Genomic DNA, 3,404 nt, shown 5'->3' on the forward strand with positions numbered 1-3,404 from the left:
GAAGGGAAATCACTGAAATGCTTTTACAATTTAGTGTTAATAATTTTCGTTCTATCAAAGATACTGCAACGTTTAGTATGCTGACTTCCTCAAAAGATGAAGGTAAGTGTTTTGAAGTTAGAAACCATAATCTATTAAGAAGTTCAATCATCTACGGTGCGAATGCAAGTGGTAAAAGTAATCTTTTGAAAGCAATGGCTTTTATGAGTCGGTTGGTATTGAATCGCTATAAGATTATACAATCAACGGATCAATTGCCACATGATCCTTATCTGTTGTCTACTGAGACAGAAGATAAATCCAGTACCTTTGAGATTGTTTTTTTTGTAGGAGAAACCAAATACAGATATGGATTTGAAATTGATAGTGAAGTTGTTTATAGTGAATGGCTTTATGCTGATGAAAAAGGAAAAGAAGCAAAACTATTTTATAGAGATTCTGAAGAGTTAGATTATGTAAATCCTAATAAATTTAAAGAAGGGTACGGTTTTTTCAATAAAAAAGAAGAAAAAATCAAAATTGCAAAAAACCAACTTTTTATTTGGAAATGTGACCGAGAAGACGATGCAATCATTTCAAAAAGTATTTTAAAATGGTTTAATCAATTCAATATGATTGATGGAATGAATCATAATGGATATATCAGCTTCACGATGAAGAAAATGGAAGATGAAACATTTAGAAAAAAAATTGTTGAGCTTGTGGCAACAGCGGATATTGGGATTAATGATATTCAGATAGAAGAGGAAGATATCTCACAAGAAACGATAGCGAATCTTCCTTTTCCGGATGAAATTAAAGCTAAAATCATGAGTGAAAAAGGATTAAAGTCTGTTTCACTAAACACTATACATCAGAAATTTGATCAAGATGGTAAAGCAGTTGGTAATGTTGTTTTTGAGTTAAATGATGATGAATCAAAAGGTACAAAAAAGTTTTTTGCAATGTCTGCACCCATTTTGGATACATTACAGAATGGAAAGATTCTAATTATTGATGAGTTAGATGCAAGTTTGCACCCTATATTGACTCAGCATCTTATCAAACTTTTTCATGATGAAAAGATTAATGAAAAAAATGCGCAACTCATTTTTGCGACACATGATACAAATCTTTTAAAACCTGAACTCTTTCGAAGAGATCAAATTTGGTTGACCGAAAAAGATCATTATGGTGCAACAACTATCTATTCATTGGCACAATTTAAGAATGTGAGAAAACAAGAGGATTTTGAAAAACAGTATATTCAAGGTAAGTATGGGGCAATCCCTTATCTTGGTACATTTGAGTTTTAGGAAGCATCATGGCACGAAGAAGTGGCGGAGATAAACTTTTTCAAAAAAATAAAGAAAAAGCCAAAGTAGATTTTAAAAGAGCAACTAATGATAGACACACAGTTAATGATGTAATTATTGCGTGTGAAGATAGTGTTTCTTCTCCTGCTTATTTTAAGATGATAATAGAACAACTTATTAAAGCGAAAAAAATTACACAAGATTCTATTGTCATTGTTCCACATGATGGTGCTACACATCCTACGGGAGTCTTGGCAAATCTTAAAAACTATAAAAATCAATATGGGAAAACATATAAAGAATTTGATCATAAATGGATAGTTATCGATAGAGATGTTGCAATAGTGAATGCCGGTGGTCATACGGCACAAGATTTTAATAATGCTATTAATAATGCAAAGAATAAAAGAAAAGACTTAAATGTTGATGTGGCTTATGCCAATGATGCTTTTGAGCTTTGGTATCTTTTGCATTTTGAATATAGAACGACACCGATAATTAGAGATGAAATAGTGCAGCAAGTTGTAAAAAAACTAAAAGAGATTGCACCCCTTAAATTTGCTAGTTTAAATAGAGATAATATTAAGCAAGCAAAATATACTAAGTTAATATTTGAAACCCTTCAGAATAGCCAATCAAGAGCGATAGATAATGCTACTAGATTACTAAATCATTATGGTGAAAATCATAATCCAGAAAATGAAAATCCCTCAACTAGTGTACATAAATTAGTAAAAATCCTTAATAGTTTGGGAAAAAAAGAAGAAAAAAATTGAAGAATAATATTGATTCCATCGCTATTGGCGGATTTGATGGGATGCACGTGGGGCATCAAGCGTTGTTTGATGAATTGGGAAAACACGGTGCCATTGTGGTGATTGAAACAGGATATGCCAATCTTACACGGGGACGTGAGCGAGAGCATTACACCCACTATCCAATATACTATTATGATCTTGAAGCGATTCGCCATTTAGAGGGGAGAGAATTTTTAGCGATGCTCACCCAAAAATTCCCCCATTTACAAAAAATTGTGGTGGGATATGATTTTCATTTTGGAAAAAACCGCCGTTGTTCGTATCGTGCTTTAAGAGAATTGTTTTCAGGTGAGGTTAAGGTGGTCGAACCAGTGTGTATCGAGGGAGATTCGGTTCATTCGCATAAAATACGTACCAAAATTCAAATTGGAGACATTGCCAAAGCCAACCATTTTTTGGGACATAATTACCAAGTCAAAGGGAAAGTGGTCGCAGGGCAGGGGATTGGTAAAAGCGATTTGGTTCCGACGATCAATATAGAAGCACCCGAATTTTTGTTACCGTGTGAGGGGGTGTATGCTGCTTTAACCCGAGTGGATGAGGCGGAACATTTTTACCCTTCGGTGGTTTTTGTGGGGCATCGGGTGAGTACTGATGGGACGTACGCCATCGAAAGCCATATTTTAGGAAAAACCATCCCTGCGTGTATGCGTGCCACCCTTAGTTTTGTTAAATTTTTACGCAAAAATCGGAAGTTTGACTCACTAGAAACCCTTAAAAAGGCGATTGGTGATGATATAGTAGAGGCTAAGCATACCTTGATTCATTTGAGTTTATAGGAATTTAATCTCAAAAGCGATAGAATTCGTCCATTCATACCACCACAAAGGGACATACCAAATGGGCGAATTGTTTACTTTCTTCGGGCTACTAGGTCACGAACATTCTTTTATTTTTTTAACACATATGTTATTAACTGCAGGAATTGTGTTGTTAATCGCTAAAATGGCAACCAGTACTATGCGCATCGTCCCCACAGGGACACAAAACGTTATGGAAGCTTACCTTAGTGGGGTGTTAGCGATGGGCGCAGACGTTATGGGAAAAGAAGAAGCACGTCGTTATCTTCCTCTAGTAGCGACTATCGGTCTTTTTGTTGGTATTGCTAACATTGTTGGGGTTATTCCTGGTTTTGAAGCGCCCAGTGCCTTTTTGGATTTTACCCTTGCTTTGGCATTGGTTGTTTTTGTTTATTATAACTTTGAGGGGATCCGTCGTAATGGTCTTGTTACTTATTTCAAACATTTCATGGGACCGGTATGGTGGTTGGCGTGGTTGATGTTCCCCATCG

At 35.5% G+C, this 3,404-nt stretch carries 4 protein-coding genes; all 4 read left to right on the plus strand.

The window, feature by feature from the left end:
• On the plus strand, positions 1 to 1,295 hold a 1,295-nt coding region (locus tag JHC35_RS08595), incomplete at its 5' end, for an ATP-binding protein (RefSeq protein ID WP_295044257.1).
• An 8-nt stretch (positions 1,296 to 1,303) separates the two neighbouring features.
• A complete protein-coding gene (locus tag JHC35_RS08600) occupies positions 1,304 to 2,071 on the plus strand; it encodes an RloB family protein (RefSeq protein WP_295044260.1) in 768 nt (255 codons plus the stop codon).
• A gap of 41 nt (positions 2,072 to 2,112) precedes the next feature.
• Positions 2,113 to 2,892, plus strand: a complete 780-nt coding sequence (locus JHC35_RS08605; protein ID WP_365996496.1) for a bifunctional riboflavin kinase/FAD synthetase — start codon at positions 2,113 to 2,115, stop codon at positions 2,890 to 2,892.
• 61 nt (positions 2,893 to 2,953) lie between these two features.
• Positions 2,954 to 3,404 (plus strand): FoF1 ATP synthase subunit a (locus tag JHC35_RS08610; protein ID WP_295044266.1); only part of this gene is annotated, 451 nt, incomplete at its 3' end.

It is taken from the genome of Sulfuricurvum sp. (genome assembly GCF_022759005.1).
Taxonomy (GTDB): Bacteria; Campylobacterota; Campylobacteria; order Campylobacterales; family Sulfurimonadaceae; genus Sulfuricurvum.

What these genes read in the sequence shown, in the direction of transcription:
- JHC35_RS08600 (WP_295044260.1), top strand. Translation starts at nt 1,304, where the DNA reads ATGGCACGAAGAAGTGGCGGAGATAAACTTTTTCAAAAAAATAAAGAA.
- JHC35_RS08605 (WP_365996496.1), top strand. Translation starts at nt 2,113, where the DNA reads ATGCACGTGGGGCATCAAGCGTTGTTTGATGAATTGGGAAAACACGGT.